The sequence below is a fragment of the Aminobacter sp. J41 genome, assembly GCF_000526635.1.
Taxonomy (GTDB): domain Bacteria; phylum Pseudomonadota; class Alphaproteobacteria; order Rhizobiales; family Rhizobiaceae; genus Aerobium.
Genome location: NZ_JAGL01000002.1, coordinates 174547 through 192378, shown reverse-complemented (window position 1 = coordinate 192378; position 17832 = coordinate 174547). Strand labels below are relative to the sequence as shown.

Genomic DNA, 17832 nt, shown 5'->3' with positions numbered 1-17832 from the left:
ACATAATAGGAGACTGGGAATGTCGTCAACAAAAAAAGTGCAAAATACACAGATTGGCCCGCAGGTCCGTGCTTTGCATGGCGCATTGCTGGACATCGTCAGCCTGATGAACAAGCCGCAGCGCGACGAGGAGCTCGTGCGCGAGGCAGGCATTGCGCTCGACCGGGCGCTGTTTCCGCTTTTGGTCAGCATCGAGCGGCTGGGACCGGTTGGCATCGTCGAACTGGCTGAGCGCGTGGGTCGTGACTACACCACCGTCAGCCGCCAGGTCGCGAAGCTGGAAAGTCTTGGCCTCGCGGAGCGCCGGCAAAGCGCTGCCGATCGCCGCGTCAACGAAGCGGTGGTGACAGCCAAGGGCAAGGCAATGACCGACCGGATCGACGCCGCCCGCGAACGAATCGCCGCGGCGGTGTTTTCAAGCTGGGACCCGCATGAAGTCGATGAACTCGTGCGCCTGATGCGCAAATTTGCCGACGCGATGAAGGAGGAGCGCCAAGGGGAGGAGGGGTAGCCTAGGCGGCGCGGAGCGTGGCCAGCCAGCATAGGTGACATCTGAGATTTCGAGTGTCGCTGCTGCAGGTCGCCTGGATTCTCCAAAGCTTTCGCTGATCCAAGCCTGCAGTGGGTAGTCCGCTGCGGGCCGGTTCCACTGATCTTGGCTCCTTAACAGCTGTTCTTCGTCTTCATCAAAAATCAGGGCGAAGGGGGTGGGCAACTTCGGATCAACCACGGTTGACTTTGCATGCGTTGTGACGCGGCGCTACCGCCTGCGGCACCGCCGAGGCGGCCTTCGAAGGGATCACCCGCCACCCCGCAGCATCGGCGGGTAGGGGAGAAAATCATGAAAAATCACAGGCAGGTGGAGATTTCTGGGTTGACTATTTTCTGGCGGCGTCTATATCCGGCGCATCGCTGACGCCAACGGCGCAGCCGATCTCCGGGCCGGCAAACAAGCAGCCTGATGCTGGGGAATAGGTTAACGGTAGACCAGCGGACTCTGACTCCGTTAGTCCTGGTTCGAATCCAGGTTCCCCAGCCAACCGCTCCTCAAAATCGTTGAAACGCTGGAATTCCAAGGCTTTGCGCAGGCTTTCGCATCGTGCCGATGACGCTGATCACGAGAGGTGGCCGCCGCCACGGCTTCTCGGATCCCATCGCGTGCGCTCCCCCACGAAGGACTTGCCAAGGGCGGCCCTAAAGGTTGTCATCGCCACGAGGACTCAAGGTGGGTGCCGCCCACATCATCATTGAGGGAGAGGCAGATGACCGACGCACAGACGACTGGCATTCCGGAACCCGAGGGCCCAACGAACATCATCGAGACTGACTATGAAGTTGGTCAGGACAATGTCCAGCCGAGCATCGGGGCACTCACTTTCGATGTTCATAATCCCGTTTTCGCTATCTCCGGATTGGTGATCGTTTCGTTTGTGATCATCACGCTGGCGCTGCAGAACGAGGCCGATGCCTTCTTCACCGGCCTTCGCGACTGGCTCACCTCCAAGCTGGACTGGTTCTTCCTCATCTCGGGCAACATCTTCGTCCTGATGTCGCTTGCTGTTATCGTGCTGCCGTGGGGTTCCATCCGTATCGGCGGGAGCGAGGCAAGGCCCGACTTCGGCTATCCCGCCTGGTTCTCGATGCTCTTTGCCGCCGGGATGGGCATTGGGTTGATGTTTTATGGCGTTGCGGAGCCGATCGGAAATTTTGACGCGGCACTTGCGGGCGTGACCGAAGAAGGCGGCGTGCGCACCGACTGGGCCCCGCTTGCTGGTGCAGAAGGTGATGCCGAAGGCGCGCGGAGGCTGGCGATGGCCGCGACGATCTTCCATTGGGGCTTGCACCCCTGGGCGATCTACGGGGTGGTTGCGTTGGGACTTGCCCTGTTTGCCTACAACAAGGGGCTGCCGCTGACGATGCGGTCGATTTTCTATCCCGTTTTCGGGGAGCGAGTTTGGGGGTGGCCTGGCCACATCATCGATATTCTGGCGGTCTTTGCGACGCTATTTGGACTGGCGACCTCTCTTGGTCTGGGAGCCCAGCAGGCAAATGCGGGGCTGAGCTTCCTGTTCGGCATGCCAGACACAGATGTCACAAGGGTGCTGCTGATTATCTGCATCACTGCAATCGCCACGATTTCGGTCGTCGCTGGGCTTGATGCAGGCGTACGGCGGCTTTCGGAGATAAACATGGTGCTGGCGGCCCTTCTGCTGCTGTTTGTAATCGCAACGGGGCCAACACTTGCCATCGTCTCCGGCTTCTTTCTGAACCTGGCAGCCTACGTCGAATACCTGCCGGCGCTGTCGAACCCATTTGGTCGTGAAGACGATAATTTCAGACAGGGATGGACGGCTTTCTACTGGGCCTGGTGGATCTCATGGTCCCCATTCGTCGGCATGTTTATCGCTCGTGTCAGCCGGGGAAGGACGGTGCGCGAATTTATGATCGCGGTGCTTCTGGTGCCGTCACTTGTGTCGGTGCTTTGGATGACAAGCTTTGGCGGCACAGCTATCAGCCTGATCGGTGCAGGCTTCAACGATATCTCGGAAGCAGCACTCGAGCTGCAGCTATTTGCCATGCTATCTCATCTGCCGCTGACATCGATCTCTTCGTTTGTCGGCATCATTCTCGTGATCGTCTTCTTTTGCACCTCCTCGGACTCCGGCTCGCTGGTGATCGATACCATCACCGCCGGTGGCAAGGTCGACGCTCCGACTGCACAGCGCGTGTTCTGGGCGACCTTTGAGGGGCTCGTGGCGATTGCACTACTGCTCGGTGGTGGCCTCGCGGCGCTGCAGGCGGCAGCCGTTTCGACAGGGCTGCCGTTCACGATTGTGTTGTTGCTCGGCTGCTACGCGCTCGCGCGTGGCCTGATGTCCGAGCCGCGAGGTATTGCAGCCTCAAGCTAACGTGGAAGCATCGCGCTTGGCTTCCCGGCATCGCACCCAGAAATTCGGAAAACACCCGTTGATGGGGCGATGCCGAATTCCTCGTCGCTTGCGCGACGTGCTGCACAAGCCAAGTGGCAGTGATACAGCAAAAACTTATCCGCGTACTCACACGTCGCGCATCATACCCCATAGCGGCGCGGATCGAGTACGGTCGCGACTTCCAGGGAGTGCGGACGTCGAAGAGCGATGGTCGCAAGAACCACTTCGGTCCACGCCGGCGTCTCAATCCTGGCTGGGCGTGCCGAGGAACGCGGATGCACTTCCTTCATATCCGGGGCTCAATCGAGGTAGACGCGGGCTTCGACCCGAGGGACGCGTCGTGTCCCCACTCCAGCCGCAATTCAGCATAGAACTGCTCATGTTCTATCGGGAGTTGCTGCGTGTTTCGTAAGGCATTGATGGCGGGCGCGATTGCAGTTGCGGTGCTGTGGCTTGCAAACACGTCTTTGCTTGGAGCGAGGCCCGAAGCCGGGAATATCAAGTTGCTGTCACACCGCGGCGTGCATCAGACGTTCAGTCCGGAAGACCTGGAAAACGACACCTGCACGGCATCGCGAATTTTGCCTCCGGCTCACGAATTTATTGAGAATACGCTTCCTTCCATGCAGGCGGCGTTCCAATACGGTGCGGCAGTTGTGGAGTTGGACATCCATCTCACACCTGACGGCAAATTTGCTTGTCTTCCACGACTGGACGCTCGATTGCAGGACCGACGGAACGGGTATCGCCGAAGAGACCCTAATGATCAGGCTCCAGGAACTTGACGTCGGTTATGGCTATACAGCCGACAGCGGCAGGACTTTTCCGCTCCGCGGTAAAGGGATTGGCTTGATGCCCACTTTGGATGAGGTGCTACGGGAATTTCCTGGACGAAAATTCCTGATCAACTTCAAGAGCCAGAGGCTAGATGAGGCGGAGGCTTTGGCCGAGCTCCTGCAAAATAACCCCGAATGGCGACAGGCGATTTTTGGCGTCTACGGCGGCGATATCCCAACCCGTGAAAGCCTTCGGCTGATTCCTGGACTGCGGGGGTATGATACAGCCTCAGCGACAAATCGCTGTCTCTGATGCGCTTTGCATCTATCAAGATCTATTCCCTCAGCCACCACGTGAGCTCCAGATTGAGCACCACTACCTCCTGTATGTCTCATTTGGCGCAATGCGGCTGGAGGCCGAGGGAGCTGCATGGTCGCTTCCACCAGATCGAGCGGCATTGGTGGCCGCGGGGACGCCGTTGCGATTGTTGCTCAACCAGAAGATGTCTGTCTGTTCGGTGCTATTTTCGAGCCGATTTGCCCCCACGCCAAGGGCTCCGCTTTCGGTCTTCGAAATGACGCCGTTGGCGCGGGAGATCGTGAAGGAATGTGGACGGACAGAAGAAGACGAGCCTCTATCTGAGTACAGGCTCAGCCTGTTTCGTACCCTGCAGATGGTAACCTGGCGATTGGCAGACACCCCGAGCAAGGCAACCATCCCGACAGGCAAAAGCCGAGGAGTCATACGCGCGCTGGCGATTACGGAAAGCCTTTTGGCTGAGCCGCTTCGGTTCGAGGACGTCTCACGGATGACCGGTCAGACGCCGAGGACACTGGCGCGAAGACTACTGGCGGAAACGGGTCAACGCTGGGGGGGGAAATTCTGCGGAGAATGCGAATGATCCGCGCAATTGAGATGCTCGCAGAAACGAATCTCCCGGTCACTGAAATTGCGCTCAGTGTTGGATACCAATCGCTCTCAGCGTTCAATGCTTCCTTTCGCAGCTTTACAGGACAGACACCAACCGCTTACCGTGACGGGTTCAAGACCAGCTCCTTCGGCCGCTGACACACAGCAATCAAAGTCTCCATAAGCTGGCGGAGCCTGATGGCCGTGAACAACTGCCCGCCTCAGTGTTCGCGATCGAGCCAAGCCGCAAGGCCGTCCAAAGTCTGCAGACCGTATTCCACCGCGCCAAAGTTGATGACTGTTTGCCGCCGCTCGCGGTTGGGGTGAAGCTGCCGAATGGTCAGCACGGTCTTGCCATCCGCCTGCTCGTCGAACGTGATGATCATATAGAAGCGATCAGGATCATCGGGCTCAGGGGTACCGTAGTCCACTACGATCGCTTCGTTGGGAACGATTTTCAGGAAGCGCATGAGAGTGGAGAAACGCTGGTGCTGGCCCTCGAAATGGCCAACCATATCGAACCGCCACACACCACCTTCTCTAATATCGGCCTCATAGGTCTCAATGCCTAGACCAGCAGGGCCGTACCACTGTGCGAGAGCTTCCGGATCCGTCCAGGCGGCGAAAACCTTGTCCCTTGGGTGTTTCAGAACCTTGACCAGAACGATCTCACGCTCGAGAGACCAGGCTTCAAAGAGCTTTTCCGTCATCATTCGCCTCCAACTTGTCCAGATAGACTTCCAGCCGGTCCAGCCGTTCAGCCCAGCGCCGTCGCTCCATTTCCATCCAGTTGGCAGCCTCCTCGAACCGGTCCCGTTCTAGCCGGCACCAGCGGCTGCGCCCGCGCTTTTCACTGGCGATCAATCCGCATTCCTCCAGCACTCTAAGATGCTGTGTGAAGGAAGGCAGCGCCATGTCGAACGGTTCAGCCAGCGCACTGACAGGCATCTCCCCTTCAGCAAGCCGGGATATCACAGCGCGTCGGGTGGGATCGCTGAGAGCGTGAAAGACAAGATCAAGCGGGGTCGAATGAGCAGGCATGCCCAAGGGTAGAGCGATGTGCGCCCCTGCGTCAATGATATTAAGGCACTTGCCTTCGTGTTTCCTATTGGTAAGGTGTGTGCCTAACCAATGGGAGGTTCGAATGGCAGTTCGTGTTGATCTCAACATCTCTCTCGATGGCTTCGCCACGACGACGGATCAAACCGCAGAGGATCCGTTTGGCCGTGACTGGTCGCGTCTTGTTGCGGCATATGCTGGCACTCGAACCGTGCGTGAGCGAGTGTTCAACGATACGTCCGGTGCCGGCACCACCGGGGTCGATGATCAATATGCGCGCGCGTACTTCACAAATATCGGTGCCGAGATAATTGGCGCAGGCATGTTCGGGTTACATGCTCACCCAAATGATCCAGACTGGCGTGGTTGGTGGGGAGATGAACCTCCCTTTCGGGTGCCTGTCTTCGTCCTCACGCATCAACCTCGGCCTTCGATCGAGATGGCCGGGGGGACCACTTTTCATTTCGTGAACACGTCAGTTTCTGATGCGCTCCAGCAAGCGGCAAGGGTTGCAGAAGGTAAGGATATACGGATCGGCGGTGGCCCGTCTCTTGTCCGCGACTATCTCAAGGCGGGGCTGGTTGATATTCTGCACGTCGCCATTACGCCCATTCTGCTTGGCCGCGGCATAAGGCTTTGGGACGACCTGCGCGGTTGGGAAACGGGCTATGCCTTTAAGACAGAAACGGCTGAGAGCGGGACGCTGCACGTCACTTTCCGGCGATAACCGTACCCGCGGAATTAATCGGCTTCCAGGGTGTCGTGCTGGATGGATTTCGTGCGAGCAACCGATATCGCGGTGCCGCGGTCTGGACATCGATGTCCTGATTGCGGCATGAGGTTGCTCTTTGTCATACGGCCCTGACGGCCGTTGCGCTATTTCCTTACGTACGCCGACCACCTCTGGAGTACCTATGAAATTGACGATGCTTCTATCGCTGGCTTCCCTGATCCTGGCCGTCTTTACACCCCACGCGTGGGCAACAGCGGACGACAGGTTCAACGGCCAGTTGCTGAAGCTCGATCCCATCACCCGGCTGGAGCAGACATGCGACTTCGAGGTGATGGACAAAATAAACAGGGAGCACCGAGGCTTCAATGCGGACAAGGTAGTCGCTTATACGTTCGAGAACCCGCTCATCGAAGGAGATGCAATAACTGCTCCTGGCGCAGCGTTCCGGAGCAAGGGTGAGTGGTACCAACTCTCGTACAAGTGCAAGACAGGTCCGCGCCACCTCGATGCGCACATACTAAGATACGAGATCGGTCCCAAGATCCCGCACGACGAGTGGGCGAAATACAATCTCTACGATTGAGAGGATCGGCTAGCTCGGTTTCGCTGCTTCGCCTTTCTGGACGACGACCTGGACGTCGTAGTCGTCGTGGCATCAGCCACTGTCCTGATCGTGCTGACGGGCGGCCCCACCGGTACCTCCTTGCCGTTCATCTCGGACGTGATACAGGCCGGTAGGGGGGGCCTTACCGGACAGTCCGTTTTCGGGTCTCTGGGGTGGACGCTCAAGTTCAAACGGCCAGACTGTCGGATCCTAGCCCTGCGCCGAAGCGCCCACGGCCTCATGTTCCCGCAGCAACTTTGCCATCCGCTGGATCGCGAACAGGTAGCCCTGGGTGCCGAAGCCGGCAATAACGCCCGAGGCAACCCCGGAGACGTAGGAGTGGTGGCGGAACGGCTCGCGCTTGTGAACATTCGAGATATGCACCTCGATGATCGGATGGTCGAAGGTGTTGAGGGCGTCGAGGATCGCAACCGAGGTGTGGGTGAAAGCGGCCGGGTTGATGACGATGCCGGACGCCACCTCGCGTGCCGCGTGGATCCAGTCGACGATCTGGGCCTCCGAGTTGCTTTGTAGAAACTCCATCGCCAGGCCGTTCTCGGCAGCAACCTGCAGGCATGCCTGTTTCACGTCTTCCAGCGTCTCATGGCCGTAAATGTGGGGCTGACGCTTGCCGAGCAGATTCAGATTGGGACCGTTCAGGACGTAAATGAGCTTCATGAAGTCACCTGTTGTTAGAGGTAAGTTTTGAGCGGGATTTGGTGACGATGGGCGGCGGGATTTTCAGCCCTGACCCGCTGGGGTCAGGAGACGCCGGGTTGCCGTCATCAGATGGTGGACATGATCGTGCGGTGTGCCCGCGGGGTCGGCCAGCGGAACTTCGATTGAGACAAAAACGGTGTCGCCGATAGCTGCGAGCAGTTCCTGAAGCGGAAGCTCTCCCTCTCCGGGGGCGTAGCGGCCTGAACGTGCCTCAGCCACCATGCCTTCGGCGGTCGTGGGCGCCAGCCCGCGGACATCGCAGAGCTGGACGCTCTGGACACGCGCAATCCCCGCGCGCAGCTGTTCGAGTTTGCCGCCATTCCTGAAGAAGTGCAGGGCGTCGACGAGCACGCCGGCGTTCTTTGCGGCCGTGGCGGCGACCAAAGCATCGGCCTGCTCGTAGGTCGCGATCGTGCGCCAGCCCATATTCTCCATGTCGACGCTCAGGCCAAATTTCGACGCCATCTCGCAGAGCGAACTGACGTTGTCGGCGAGGCGACGGCCGTTTTCATCATCGCCTGCAACGGAGAGACGCTTTGCACCAAGTTCTGCTGCGGCCTCCAGGGCCCGAACAAGCGCGCCTGCATCAAAGGTGGCGTCGATGACCACGGCCTCAATGTCGTAGACCTCGATGCCGAGATCCGCGCATTTGCGGGAGAGATCACGGATCTCAGCCGACCCGGCGCGAAGAGGGTAGTGTGGGGCGCCCGTAAACGGCGCACACAAGCGCAGGCCGACGCGTGCAAAACCCGCCTCAGCAGCCAGAGTGACGAACTCTGTCGGCGGCAAGCTGATGGCGGAAAAATGAGCCAGTCCAAGTTTTCGGATCATGATGTTCATATGAAGCGGGGCGGCATCAGGTGCCGCCCCTGCCAGATGCTAGAGGGCGTTGATGCGCTCGAGCATGCCTTCCGGCCAGTCCTTGGCCAGGTCGGACTCGAGGTACAGCTTCTGTGCGTACTCACGGAAAGCCGCGACGTCCGGCGTGTAGACGTCAAGACCGTTCTGCTTCATGAACTCCGCAAGCTCGGCTTCCTTGGCGGTGTGCTGCTGCGCACTCCACTCAATGGCCTCATCCGCTGCGGCCTGGACCTTCTGCTGCTGCTCCGGGGGCATCTTGTCCCAGACCGCCTTCGAGATGGTCAGCAGATCAAAGCCCACTAGGTGGGAGGTCAGCACGATCTGGTCCATGACCTCGTGGAACTTGAGGGTCTGGACGTTCGGCAGCGGGTTGTCCTGGCCATCGATCGCTCCGGTCTGGAGGCCGGTATAGACTTCCGTCACCGCCATCGGGGTTGGGTTGGCACCCAGCGCCTGCCCGAGGAACTGCCAGGCGTCGCCGCCAGGCATGCGAAGCTTGATCCCGGCCATGTCGGCCGGCGTGTTGATCTTCTTGTTGCCCTTCAACCCGACCTGGCGGGTGCCGAAGAAGGTCGGACCGAGGATCTTCACCCCGAGCTGGTCTTCGACCATCTGCTTCATTTCCGTGCCAGCGTCGCTCGCGAAGAACTTGTTGAGGTGGTCGACGTCGCGGAACAGATAGGCCGAGGTCAAAAGGGACCAGGCGGGTACCTGCTTTGCGAAGTCCTGCGGCGCGATATTACCCATCTCCAGATTGCCGCGCTGGATCGCGACCAGTTCGGTGCCCTGCTTGAAAAGCGAGCCATTGAAGAAGTTCTCGACCTTGAAGTCGTCGGCGACCGCGTTCTTGAACTTCTCCATCATTTCCGCGCGGATATCGCGGTCCGAGAAGATCGCGGAGAAGCGAATTTCGGTCTTGTCCTGGGCAAGAGCCGGGATCGACATCAGCATCGATCCGACGGCGCATGCGGCGAACAGGGTCCGTCTGTTCAGTTTCATGGTATTTTCCTCCCTTAAACAGGCTGCGAAGCGAAGGAGTCCCTCGAACTCGCTGGGTGGTGCAGCCGTGTAGCCACCCGCTTCGTTGTCATCTGCAGACACCTCCTCAAGGCTGCAGAGCTGGTAGCCGCGTCCTGCCGCGTCACATCTCCTCTTTCATGCGAGTCCCTTTGCGGAGATGTGCGTCAGCAGGTTTCCTCCGGTACGGCGAATGTGGTCGTGCAATTTCTGCGCCGCGTAGTCGGCGTCGCGCGCGACGGCTGCGTGCGCGATCTCGCTGTGCTCAAACGCGACATTTCGGTCACCGGACGTTGCGCGGAGGAAGGTTCGGCGATAGCGGTCGTTGAGGTTGAGCAGAACACTGCAGAACTGCATCAGATGCGGCTTTCCGCATCCCGATATGAGTGTGAGATGGAACGCCCGGTGCATCTGTTCCCATGCCTCCAGCGTTGCCGGACTGTCAGCTTCGCGCTTCTCCTTGTTCAGCCGGTGCAGCGCGCGGACGACATTTCCCTCCCATGCGGCGTCTCCCAGCCGTATCGCTTCACGTAGTGCGTAGATCTCGAACTCCAGACGCAGGCTTGTGATCTCCTCCAGATCAGCAAGCGACATCGGCGCGACGCGATAACCGCGGTTGTCTTCGAAGGTGACCAGCCCATCCGAAATCAGTCGAGCCAAAGCTTCGCGCAGCGGGCTGAGACTCACCTGAAAAACGGTGCGGGCCTTCTGAAGATTTATCTTGCTCCCTGCCTCGAGCTGTCCGGATACAATCGCCTCACGCAAGCGATCTACGAGCTGGCTCGCAATGGTATTCTTGCCGTCGTCAATAAATCCATCTGCGACGGCAGTCATTGCATTGGCAGATTCCTCCGCTCCATGGTCGACTGTTTCGCCGTCGCGATCCTGCACGCCAAATTCTCCAGATTTCCCAAACGACTAGGATAAACGATTATTATTGTCAATTGAAAGCTCCCCCCGACCCAGCAACGTAGAAAATTTAGTGGTAAGGCACTCCTCCAGAGTGGGCCGAACGCGGATCGGAACTTGACAAATAATCGTTTATTCGAGACTGCTCGTCCCCAGTTGGAGGAGCAAATTGCGATGATCAAGAGTGAACGGGATGTCACCGAAGCAGTATTGTCCGTGATGAGGAGGACGTCCGATCCCCGCTTAAGGGAAATCATGGTGTCGCTGGTGACGCACCTGCACGCCTTCATTCGAGAAGTAAGGCTCACGGAGCGTGAATTTCAGGAAGCCGCCGCCATTCTCAACGAGATCGGTCAGCTGCAGACGGACAGCCATAACGAGATGGTGCTGATGTCCGGCTCGCTCGGCGTTTCGACGCTCGTTTGTCTCCTCAATAACGGCAACAACGGACAGACCGAGACGTCTCAGTCGCTGCTTGGACCCTTCTGGCGGCTGAACTCGCCGCGCGTCGAAAATGGCGGCACGATCATTCGCTCGGACACGCCGGGGGAACCGCTCTTCGTCAACGGGCGTGTGGTTGACGTCGACGGAAATCCGATCGCCGGCGCTGAAGTCGACGTGTGGCACGCATCGCCTGTGGGTCTGTACGAAAACCAGGATCCTGATCAGGCGGAGATGAACCTGCGGGGCAAGTTCACGACCAACCAAGACGGCCGCTTCTGGTTCAGGACCGTGAAGATGGTCGGCTACCCGATCCCGACCAACGGCGTGGTGGGCCGTCTTCTCAAGGCGCAGGGGCGTCATCCCTATCGTCCGGCGCATCTTCATGCCCTCATCTTCAAGGAAGGGTTCAAGACACTGGTTTCGCAGGTCTTCGATCCCACCGATCCGCACATCAAGGACGACGTCCAGTTCGGCGTCACGGAAGCGCTGATGGGGGATTTCGTTCGCCACGAGGAACCCAACCCCGACTACCCGGAGGCGGGCACCCCCTGGTTCTCCCTCGACTACACCTACGTCATGGAAAAGGGCGAGGCCCGGCTTCCGAAGCCGCCCATCAAGTGAACCCATTCAGCCATAGGTAACGAGCAATGCTGACCGACGAGCAGAGGGCGGAAGCCGCAGGCCTGATCCTTCGCGCAGAGCGCGAGCGAAAGCCAGTCCGGCAACTCAGCCAGCTTTATCCGGAAATGGATATTGAAGACGCCTACAGGATCCAGGATCTGTGGGCAGAAGAGCGGATACGTGCTGGTGCGCGCGTTGCCGGACACAAGATCGGCCTGACTTCGCGCGCCATGCAGATGGCGTCGAAAATGACCGAACCCGACTACGGCCGCATTCTCGACGATGCCCTCTACAATGACGGGGCGCAGATTGATGCGGGCCTGTTCATCAAGCCGCGGCTCGAGGTGGAACTCGCCTTCGTCATGGGCCGCGACCTCGAAGGCCCGTCCACGCGGATCTACGACGTGATGCGAGCGACCGAATTCGTGGTGCCGGCGCTGGAAATCATCGACTACCGGACAGAGGTTCCCAGGGCCATCACCGATACAATCGCCGACAATGCCGCCTTTGGCGCTATCGTCGTCGGCGGCAGGCCGATCAGGCCGATGGACGTGGATATCCGCTGGGTGGGGGCGACCCTGTCGAAGAACGGCATCATCGAGGAGTCGGGCGTCTCGGCGGCGATCATGGGGCATCCGGCGGCCGGCATCGCATGGCTCGTCAACAAACTCCACGCGGTGGGCGCAAAGCTGCTGGAAGGCCAGATCGTGCTGGCCGGCTCGTTTACCCGGCCTGTCGACATTGCGGCAGGCGATGTGATCCACGCCGACTACGGGCCGCTTGGCGCGATCGGCGTTTCTTTCCGATAGGACCAACGATGGACTTGCCCCGCAACCATTTCAAAGCAGCGATCAGATCCGGTCGCCACCAACTCGGCTTCTGGTGCAGCCTGCCAGGCGGCTATGCCGCCGAACTGGTTGCGGGCTCGGGTTATGACTGGCTTTTGTTTGACACCGAGCATTCGCCGAGCGATCCGATCGGCGTGCTCGAGCAGCTCCAGGCCGTTGCCCCTTATGACGTCTCCGCCGTCGTGCGGCCGGCCAGCAATGACCCGGTCCTGATCAAGCGCATTCTGGACGTGGGGGCACAGACGCTGCTGGTGCCGTACGTCCAGTCGCGCGAAGAGGCGGAAGCCGCGGTTGCTGCCATGCGCTACCCGCCGCGCGGTATCCGCGGCGTGTCGGGATTGACCCGGGCTACGCGCTTCGGGCGGATCCCCGGCTATGCAAAGCGGGCCGAGAGCGAGCTCTGCCTTCTTGTTCAGGTGGAAACCGGTCGGGCGCTTGACCGTCTCGAGGAAATCGCTTCGGTCGATGGTGTCGACGGCGTGTTCATCGGGCCCGCCGATCTGGCGGCAAGCCTCGGCTATCCCGGCGAGCCTGACCATCCGGACGTTGCCGCTGCCGTAGAGAATGCGATCTCCCGCCTGAAGGTCCTTGGAAAACCGGCTGGCATCCTGACTGCGGACAACACTTTCGCGCGCCGATGCATCGAGATCGGTACGCTCTTCACGGCAGTCGGCATCGACGCTGGGATCCTCGCGCGAGGCAGCGAGGCGCTTGCGAAGAGCTTCCGGTAGAGGGCGGTTCGTGATCGCCTCTGCATGCGACGCAGAGCCCGGACGCAACGCGAGAGTGACTGCGTTGGCCTACAGGATCCTCGACAGTGCAGCCGTGATGCGTTTCGCCGTTTCACGCACCAGGCGGACGCAGAGTTCGTGACGTTGCGCGTCGTGCCGGTAGACAGGCATGCTGACGCTGATCGCTCCCACCGGTTCTTGCTGGCGGTTGAAGACCGGGCTGCCGAGACAGCGGATATGCGGCTCGTTCTCCTCATCATCAAAAGCAAATCCCTGCTCGCGGATTCGCTTCAGTTCCTCAAGCAGCGCTTCCGGGGTCGTCAGCGTATTTGCGGTGTGACGCGTCAGCTCCAGCTCCTTGATGATCTCCCTCAACCGGTTCTCTGACAGCCCGGACAGCCAGGCCTTGCCCACCGACGTGGAATGGAGCTCCACCTGACCGCCGATGCTCGTCTGCATCTGCACGCTGCTGGAGCCCACCAGCTTGTCGATGTAGACCATGCGGTTGTTGCTTGGCACCGCCAGGTGCACGGCCTCGTCCGTGGCGTCGCGCAACGAGACAAGGAACTCCCTTGCGATCGTCCGAAGGTCCGAGTCCTCCCACGTCTTGGCGGCAAGCTGGAGCAGACGCGGTCCCAGGCGAAATGTTCCGTTTTCCGCGGATTGCGTGATCAGTCCCTCGGCGCTGAGCGCCGATACGAGCCGGTAGGCTGTCCCGCGCGGGAAGCGCGTGCGCCTGGTCAGCTGGGCCATATCCAATGCCCCAGGGGAATCCGCGATAATCTGGAGCACGGTCATGAACTTTGAGAACGAAGCGGCTCCCGGCACGGGGTTGGAAGCCCTCACGTCTGCTTTCTCCTGCAGGTCTTCCAGGCTCATGACGCACCTCCGGCGAGCTTGACAAGCGTATAGGCGGGCACTACACGTTTATGGACAATCTGTCCATAATGTAGTCAGTATTCGGGATTGTCGGTTCTGGCCGTTTCGATCGAGGAGGGATCAACGGCAAGCTCCCCCGGAGATGTGAGCATCGGGCAGTGGATATTCCGCGCTCACGCGGAAGCGGAATTGCTGATGGGAGGAGAAGCAATGAAGAAAAAAGGATACTGGGTCGCAATGGTCGATATTGCCGACCAGGAAGGCTACAAAGAATACATCGCCCTGAACAAGGCCGCGTTCGACAAATATGGCGCGAATTTCGTCGTTCGTGCGGGTCAGCACCAGGTCATGGAGGGACCTGACGCGAACCGGGTGGTGGTTATCGAGTTCAAAGACTACGAGACAGCGCTCGCCTGCTACAACTCCCCTGAATACCAGAAAGCCGTCGAGGTGCGCGCCAAGTACGCGAAGGCACATCTCTCGGTGGTCGAAGGCGTCTGACGCCCAAGCGTGCCCCCGGTGACCCGTATCCTTCTCTGACCTGCCGTGCGGCACCGCACGACGATTCCCGTCCTCGTCAGAGTCGATGAAGGCGTCACACGAGCGCCGAACCTTTCGGGAGGAGCTATGCCCAAATCGTTACAATGGCTGTTCAGGCTTTTTGATACCCTCGTCGTCATCGGCATGGCGGGCATGAGCATCCTCGTCTTCTCCAATGTCGTGCTGCGCTATGGATTCAGCTCCGGCATTGCGTCGGCGGTGGAAGTCTCGCGCCTGTTCTTCATCTGGGTCATCTTCCTGGGATCAGCCGTGGCGCTCGCAAAGGGCGCTCATCTCAGCGTCGACACGCTGGTCGCACGCCTTCCCCGCAGGGCACGCTTTGCCTGCTTCCTCGCTTCATACGGGCTGATGCTCTGGTGCTGCTGGCTTCTGGCAAAGGGCAGCTGGTCGCTGACCCTCATCGAATGGAACAACCGCGCCGCCTTGTCGGGCCTGCCCGTAGGTCTCAACTATGCCGCGGCCCTTGTCGCAGCCATCACGATGGCCCTGTGCCTGATCGTCGGGCTTTGGCAGGCGCTTCGCGGCAGCCTGCCCGCCACCTGGACGGTCTCAGAGGTCAACGAGCCGCCGCTGACCGTCATTCCCACGGCACCTTCGGAGAAAATGCAGTGAGCGGCGTCGTATTTCTCGGCTCCCTTCTGGGAGCGATCGGCATCGGGATTCCTATCAGCTTCGCCCTCATGTTGTCGGCTGTCGCGCTTATGGTCCTGCTCGGCAATCTCGATGCGCAAATCCTGGCGCAACGCCTGGTCAACGGCGCCGACAGCTATCCGCTGATGGCGATCCCGTTCTTCCTTATCGCCGGCGAGCTGATGAATGCCGGCGGCCTCTCGCGACGCATCGTGCACGTCGCCATGGCCCTCGTTGGCCACCTGCGCGGCGGCCTCGGCTACGTGGTCATTGGCACCGGGCTCCTGATGGCCAGCCTCTCCGGCTCGGCAATCGCCGACACCGCTACGCTTGCTGTCATGCTGGTCCCCCTCATGCGGGACGCGGGCTACAACATGGACCGCGCCACCGGCCTTATGGCCTCGACCGGCATCATCGCCCCGGTCATCCCGCCGTCGGTTGGCTTCATCATCCTGGGCGTTACCGCGAACATCTCCATCATCGGCCTGTTCCTGGCAGGGATCGTGCCAGGCATCCTGATGGCCGTCAGCCTCATCATCGCGTGGTGGTTTGTCTCCCGGAAGGAAACAGCTGCGCTCCAGCCCAAGCTTCCGCGCAGGGACATCCCGAAAGCCATCTTTACTGCCGGCTGGGCCCTGATGCTGCCGGTCATCATCCTCGCGGGCCTGCGCTTCGGCGTCGTCACTCCGACGGAAGCCGGTGTGGTCGCCGCCGCTTACTCGCTGTTCGTGGGGCTGGTCGTCTACCGGGAGCTGACGCCGAAGCTGCTATATGAGGCCTTGCTCGCTGCCGGCCGCATGACGGCGGTGATCATGTTGCTCGTGGCAGCCTCGATGGTTACCGGTTTCATGATGACGATTTCCAGCCTGCCCAACCAATTTGTGGCACTTCTCAGGCCGTTCATCGATACGCCAACCCTGCTGATGGCCATGATCGTGCTGGCGATCTTCATCGTCGGCATGGTGCTCGATTTCGCGCCTTCAATCACCATCCTTGTGCCGATCCTCATGCCGCTCGTGAACGCGGCTGGCATCGACCCGGTCTATTTCGGCGTCATCTTCATCATGACTGCCGCGGTAGGCATGATCACGCCGCCCGTTGGGACAGTTCTCAATACGGTGTGCGGGATCAGCAAGGTGACGATGGACTCGGCGCTGAAGGGTGTATGGCCTTTCCTTCTGGCCGAGATAATCCTCATCGTCCTCCTGGTAATCTTCCCGCAACTGGTGACGGTGCCGGCGTCCTGGTTGCACTGACCCGGGCTTGGCGGGGCGCCAGACCGGCGCCCTTTGCCGTTTGCAAAGGCTAAGGCCAAGGCATCCGGCGCCTCCGCGAGGATCGTCTTTGGCTTTCATTGTACCTGACGTTACCGCCGCCGTTTCGAAGCCGCCGACGTGCGGCATCCGTGTAGAACAAGCGTTGACAATCGTCGTGCCCTCTGGCCAACTTGTGATGTTGGACACAATGACCACATTGTGGTCACCTGTGTTCCGCTAGCTTAGGGAGAGCTAGATACTCAACGCGGGATCTGTTGCCGTCAGGGACATCCCCGCATCCTGGTTCAACGAACCGTTCTCGGGAGGAGAACTCAATGAAACTGCTGCTTCTGACCGCGGCCCTTGTCGGAGGTCTTCTGGCCTCAGCTCCGGCCATTGCCCAGAATGCCCGCCTTGGCTACGTGCCCACGGAAGATCATCCGGTGGGACAAGCCTCCCGGCACTTCGCGAAGCTCGTCGAAGAGAAGACTGGCGGTCGCATCAAGATCGAGACCTTTGGCAACGGGGTACTCGGGAGCGAGCCCGACATGCAGGCCTCCGTGCAGGCCGGCTTCATCGACATCATGGTTGGCCCGACGCCTAACCTTGTCGGCGTTGTTCCGGAGTTCATGATCTTTGACCTGCCCTTCTTCTACAAGGACTTCGCCGCGGTGGACGCCGTGATGGACGGAGAGGTCGGCGAGCGTCTGTTTTCGCTGCTGCAGGAAAAGACCGGCATCGTCGGCCTTGCCTGGTGGGACAACGGGTTCCGTCACATGACCAACGCCATCCGTCCCGTGAACGCGGTTGAAGACATGGCCGGGCTCAACATAAGGGTCATCCCGAACCCGCTGTTCATTGCGACGTGGACGGCTTTGGGGACCAATCCGACACCGCTTCCCTGGCCTGAACTCTACGCGGCTCTGGAGAACCGCGCGGTCGATGGTCAGGAGACCCCGTACGCCCTGATCTATACCGCCCGGTTCTATGAGGTGCAGAGTCACCTCGCCAAGACGGGCCACGTCTATACGCCGTTCGTCCTCCTGGCGAGCCAGAAATGGTTCGGAAGCCTTTCCGAAGATGACAAGGCGCTCGTTCTGGAAGCTGCAAAGGAATCGGCGGCCTTCCAGCGGGAGATCTCCCGCAAGTCCGCGGAGGACCTGGAGCAGGAGCTGATCTCCAAGGGCTTCAACATCACGCAACCGACGCCTGAAGCGATGGACGCCATGCGCGAGCGCGTCGCGCCGGTCGTGGCGGAGTACAGCGAGAAGATCGGCGTTGATGTCGTCGAGAAGGCACGTGCGGCGATGGCTGCGGTGGCCGGACAGTAAAGTTTGTATGAA

Annotated in this window: 19 protein-coding genes, 1 tRNA gene and 1 pseudogene; 14 read left to right on the top strand and 7 right to left on the bottom strand. The window is 60.0% G+C overall.

The window, feature by feature from the left end; all coding sequences use genetic code 11:
* The first annotated feature begins 19 nt into the window (after positions 1–19).
* The 5 genes and pseudogenes from L630_RS0102390 (at position 20) to L630_RS23110 (ending at position 4775) form a co-directional block, all read left to right on the top strand.
* Complete coding sequence (locus tag L630_RS0102390; RefSeq protein WP_024846690.1) at positions 20–511, top strand: MarR family winged helix-turn-helix transcriptional regulator; 492 nt, start codon at positions 20–22, stop codon at positions 509–511.
* Positions 512–965: 454 nt separating this feature from the next.
* Positions 966–1039, top strand: a tRNA-Gln gene (locus L630_RS0102385).
* Positions 1040–1262: 223 nt separating this feature from the next.
* Positions 1263–2909, top strand: coding sequence for a BCCT family transporter (locus L630_RS0102380; protein ID WP_024846689.1), 1647 nt, complete (start codon positions 1263–1265; stop codon positions 2907–2909).
* A gap of 422 nt (positions 2910–3331) precedes the next feature.
* Positions 3332–3989, top strand: a pseudogene (locus tag L630_RS22350) (glycerophosphodiester phosphodiesterase family protein); the annotation flags it as partial.
* A 585-nt stretch (positions 3990–4574) separates the two neighbouring features.
* A complete protein-coding gene (locus tag L630_RS23110; protein ID WP_348601453.1) occupies positions 4575–4775 on the top strand; it encodes a helix-turn-helix transcriptional regulator in 201 nt (66 codons plus the stop codon).
* A 62-nt stretch (positions 4776–4837) separates the two neighbouring features.
* On the opposite strand, the gene L630_RS0102365 is transcribed toward L630_RS23110, so the two are convergent.
* Together L630_RS0102365 and L630_RS0102360 are read right to left on the bottom strand one after the other, a co-directional pair.
* A complete protein-coding gene (locus L630_RS0102365; RefSeq protein WP_024846688.1) occupies positions 4838–5326 on the bottom strand; it encodes an SRPBCC domain-containing protein in 489 nt (162 codons plus the stop codon).
* Positions 5307–5657: a metalloregulator ArsR/SmtB family transcription factor gene (locus L630_RS0102360; protein WP_024846687.1), complete on the bottom strand. Its 351-nt coding sequence runs from the start codon at positions 5655–5657 to the stop codon at positions 5307–5309. Before L630_RS0102360 ends, L630_RS0102365 begins: the two co-directional genes overlap by 20 nt.
* A gap of 103 nt (positions 5658–5760) precedes the next feature.
* Between L630_RS0102360 and L630_RS0102355 the strand changes: the two genes are divergently transcribed.
* Positions 5761–6402 carry a dihydrofolate reductase family protein gene (locus tag L630_RS0102355; RefSeq protein WP_024846686.1) on the top strand — a complete coding sequence of 214 codons (642 nt, stop codon included), beginning with the start codon at positions 5761–5763 and terminating at the stop codon, positions 6400–6402.
* 187 nt (positions 6403–6589) lie between these two features.
* Positions 6590–6991, top strand: a complete 402-nt coding sequence (locus tag L630_RS0102350; protein WP_245263638.1) for a DUF930 domain-containing protein — start codon at positions 6590–6592, stop codon at positions 6989–6991.
* Positions 6992–7222: 231 nt separating this feature from the next.
* Here the strand turns inward: L630_RS0102350 and aroQ are convergent, their stop codons facing one another.
* From aroQ to L630_RS0102330, 4 genes are all read right to left on the bottom strand, one after another.
* Entirely contained in the window at positions 7223–7690 is a 468-nt protein-coding gene (gene aroQ, locus L630_RS0102345) for a type II 3-dehydroquinate dehydratase (RefSeq protein ID WP_024846684.1), read from the bottom strand.
* Between the two features lie 63 nt (positions 7691–7753).
* Complete coding sequence (locus L630_RS0102340; protein ID WP_024846683.1) at positions 7754–8572, bottom strand: TIM barrel protein; 819 nt, start codon at positions 8570–8572, stop codon at positions 7754–7756.
* Between the two features lie 39 nt (positions 8573–8611).
* Positions 8612–9592: a sialic acid TRAP transporter substrate-binding protein SiaP gene (locus L630_RS0102335; RefSeq protein WP_024846682.1), complete on the bottom strand. Its 981-nt coding sequence runs from the start codon at positions 9590–9592 to the stop codon at positions 8612–8614.
* A 156-nt stretch (positions 9593–9748) separates the two neighbouring features.
* The gene (locus L630_RS0102330; protein WP_051473081.1) at positions 9749–10444 is read right to left on the bottom strand and encodes a GntR family transcriptional regulator; all 696 of its coding nucleotides are present in this window, start codon (positions 10442–10444) and stop codon (positions 9749–9751) included.
* Between the two features lie 249 nt (positions 10445–10693).
* Here L630_RS0102330 and L630_RS0102325 point away from each other — a divergent pair, with 249 nt between their 5' ends.
* The 3 genes from L630_RS0102325 to hpaI are packed head-to-tail and all read left to right on the top strand — an operon-like array spanning position 10694 to position 13163.
* Positions 10694–11584 (top strand): dioxygenase, encoded by an 891-nt coding sequence (locus L630_RS0102325; protein ID WP_024846680.1) that lies wholly within the window; start codon positions 10694–10696, stop codon positions 11582–11584.
* A gap of 26 nt (positions 11585–11610) precedes the next feature.
* Complete coding sequence (hpaH, locus tag L630_RS0102320) at positions 11611–12393, top strand: 2-oxo-hept-4-ene-1,7-dioate hydratase (RefSeq protein ID WP_024846679.1); 783 nt, start codon at positions 11611–11613, stop codon at positions 12391–12393.
* 8 nt (positions 12394–12401) lie between these two features.
* Entirely contained in the window at positions 12402–13163 is a 762-nt protein-coding gene (hpaI, locus tag L630_RS0102315; RefSeq protein ID WP_024846678.1) for a 4-hydroxy-2-oxoheptanedioate aldolase, read from the top strand.
* A gap of 69 nt (positions 13164–13232) precedes the next feature.
* On the opposite strand, the gene L630_RS0102310 is transcribed toward hpaI, so the two are convergent.
* Positions 13233–14042 carry an IclR family transcriptional regulator gene (locus tag L630_RS0102310; RefSeq protein WP_024846677.1) on the bottom strand — a complete coding sequence of 270 codons (810 nt, stop codon included), beginning with the start codon at positions 14040–14042 and terminating at the stop codon, positions 13233–13235.
* A gap of 210 nt (positions 14043–14252) precedes the next feature.
* Between L630_RS0102310 and L630_RS0102305 the strand changes: the two genes are divergently transcribed.
* From L630_RS0102305 to L630_RS0102290, 4 genes are all read left to right on the top strand, one after another.
* A complete protein-coding gene (locus tag L630_RS0102305; RefSeq protein ID WP_024846676.1) occupies positions 14253–14543 on the top strand; it encodes a DUF1330 domain-containing protein in 291 nt (96 codons plus the stop codon).
* Between the two features lie 126 nt (positions 14544–14669).
* Positions 14670–15215, top strand: coding sequence for a TRAP transporter small permease (locus L630_RS0102300; protein ID WP_024846675.1), 546 nt, complete (start codon positions 14670–14672; stop codon positions 15213–15215).
* Positions 15212–16489, top strand: coding sequence for a TRAP transporter large permease subunit (locus tag L630_RS0102295; RefSeq protein WP_024846674.1), 1278 nt, complete (start codon positions 15212–15214; stop codon positions 16487–16489). Before L630_RS0102300 ends, L630_RS0102295 begins: the two co-directional genes overlap by 4 nt.
* A 335-nt stretch (positions 16490–16824) precedes the next feature.
* A complete protein-coding gene (locus L630_RS0102290) occupies positions 16825–17820 on the top strand; it encodes a TRAP transporter substrate-binding protein (protein WP_024846673.1) in 996 nt (331 codons plus the stop codon).
* Positions 17821–17832: the final 12 nt, after the last annotated feature.

Bases quoted from the DNA above. Each gene is read 5' to 3' on its own strand.
- hpaH (WP_024846679.1), top strand. From the start codon at position 11,611: ATGCTGACCGACGAGCAGAGGGCGGAAGCCGCAGGCCTGATCCTTCGC.
- L630_RS0102310 (WP_024846677.1), bottom strand. From the start codon at position 14,042: ATGAGCCTGGAAGACCTGCAGGAGAAAGCAGACGTGAGGGCTTCCAAC.
- L630_RS0102340 (WP_024846683.1), bottom strand. From the start codon at position 8,572: ATGAACATCATGATCCGAAAACTTGGACTGGCTCATTTTTCCGCCATC.
- aroQ (WP_024846684.1), bottom strand. From the start codon at position 7,690: ATGAAGCTCATTTACGTCCTGAACGGTCCCAATCTGAATCTGCTCGGC.
- L630_RS0102290 (WP_024846673.1), top strand. From the start codon at position 16,825: ATGAAACTGCTGCTTCTGACCGCGGCCCTTGTCGGAGGTCTTCTGGCC.
- L630_RS0102300 (WP_024846675.1), top strand. From the start codon at position 14,670: ATGCCCAAATCGTTACAATGGCTGTTCAGGCTTTTTGATACCCTCGTC.
- L630_RS0102360 (WP_024846687.1), bottom strand. From the start codon at position 5,657: ATGCCTGCTCATTCGACCCCGCTTGATCTTGTCTTTCACGCTCTCAGC.
- L630_RS0102330 (WP_051473081.1), bottom strand. From the start codon at position 10,444: ATGACTGCCGTCGCAGATGGATTTATTGACGACGGCAAGAATACCATT.
- L630_RS0102335 (WP_024846682.1), bottom strand. From the start codon at position 9,592: ATGAAACTGAACAGACGGACCCTGTTCGCCGCATGCGCCGTCGGATCG.
- L630_RS0102305 (WP_024846676.1), top strand. From the start codon at position 14,253: ATGAAGAAAAAAGGATACTGGGTCGCAATGGTCGATATTGCCGACCAG.
- L630_RS0102390 (WP_024846690.1), top strand. From the start codon at position 20: ATGTCGTCAACAAAAAAAGTGCAAAATACACAGATTGGCCCGCAGGTC.
- hpaI (WP_024846678.1), top strand. From the start codon at position 12,402: ATGGACTTGCCCCGCAACCATTTCAAAGCAGCGATCAGATCCGGTCGC.
- L630_RS0102355 (WP_024846686.1), top strand. From the start codon at position 5,761: ATGGCAGTTCGTGTTGATCTCAACATCTCTCTCGATGGCTTCGCCACG.
- L630_RS0102365 (WP_024846688.1), bottom strand. From the start codon at position 5,326: ATGACGGAAAAGCTCTTTGAAGCCTGGTCTCTCGAGCGTGAGATCGTT.
- L630_RS0102380 (WP_024846689.1), top strand. From the start codon at position 1,263: ATGACCGACGCACAGACGACTGGCATTCCGGAACCCGAGGGCCCAACG.
- L630_RS0102325 (WP_024846680.1), top strand. From the start codon at position 10,694: ATGATCAAGAGTGAACGGGATGTCACCGAAGCAGTATTGTCCGTGATG.
- L630_RS0102350 (WP_245263638.1), top strand. From the start codon at position 6,590: ATGAAATTGACGATGCTTCTATCGCTGGCTTCCCTGATCCTGGCCGTC.